This is a genomic window from Pseudomonas sp. P5_B2, assembly GCF_056400445.1.
This window is the reverse complement of record NZ_JBFULH010001137.1, coordinates 1-955: the sequence shown is the minus strand read 5'-3', so window position 1 is coordinate 955 and position 955 is coordinate 1. Positions and strand designations below refer to the sequence as shown.

At 55.5% G+C, this 955-nt stretch carries 1 protein-coding gene and 1 pseudogene; one reads left to right on the top strand and one right to left on the bottom strand.

Annotation, left to right across the window (positions count from 1 at the left end; genetic code table 11):
- Nucleotides 1-79: 79 nt before the first annotated feature.
- Nucleotides 80-727 (bottom strand): LexA family protein, encoded by a 648-nt coding sequence (locus AC1DRJ_RS29725; protein WP_477805270.1) that lies wholly within the window; start codon nucleotides 725-727, stop codon nucleotides 80-82.
- Between the two features lie 129 nt (nucleotides 728-856).
- On the opposite strand from AC1DRJ_RS29725, the pseudogene AC1DRJ_RS29720 reads away from it, so the two are divergent.
- Nucleotides 857-955: pseudogene (locus AC1DRJ_RS29720) on the top strand (DUF6124 family protein); the annotation flags it as partial.

Here is a 955-nt window from a genome sequence, read left to right as displayed (position 1 = left end):
AGCGAAGGCAGTGCGTTGGTAGAGCTGGAAGAAGCGTGAAAATGAAGATCGGTCCTACGTATTACGAGGACCGATCTGATTAGAATTTGGCCGTTGCCTGAACCACTACGCCGAGAATTCGACATTCATCGGTGTAAAGGGCCTTCGGATACGTCGGATTGAGCGGGACCAGGTAACGCTGCCCGCCCTCTTCGATCAGTTTGCGAAAGGTCGCCTCGGTACTGTCCGACCACTGCGCGATTACCAGTTTTCCAGGCTCCGGCACAATCGCCGGATCCACCAGAATCATCATGCCCTCGGCGATGCTGATGCCCGTGGGTGCGGTCATCGCATCTCCCACCACCACCAGCCAGAACGCCGCGCCCTGCGCGTGGTAATCGGTCAGCTCGAAACGCGGTTTGCCGTAGACCGATAACTCACCGTCACGCACTTGTGCGGGCTCTCGCCAGTCACTGACCGGGTAGCGGAAGTACGGGTTGTACTTGTGCGCCAGACAAGGCTCGTCGTCCTGCAAGACCAGGCGCTCGCGAATCACCGTCGCCACTTCCAGAAAATCCATCCCGAGCGCGCGCAAGACACGATTCATGTCTTCGATGCTCGGCTGACGGCGCTTATTCAGCCAGTGACCCACGCCACCCTGGGACATCCCGAGGCGGTCGGCGAGTACTTCCTGAGTGACTTTGAGATCACTCATCTTGGCTTTGACTAACTCAATCCATTTATCCATGTGCGGCACGATACGTGGGGTACTCCGACCAACAAAACACAACTTGTAGTATTTAAATTCCAGTCACAAATACAGTTCGTACTAGGATGGATTCACGGATCTGAATCTATCACGGAGCTTGCCATCGTCATGACGTTACCCAGCAATGACCTGCCAGATATGCAAATCGATACCTCCCTGACCTCGCCAAAAGGCAACGCAGCCGCACAGCGAGCGCTGGATTATTAC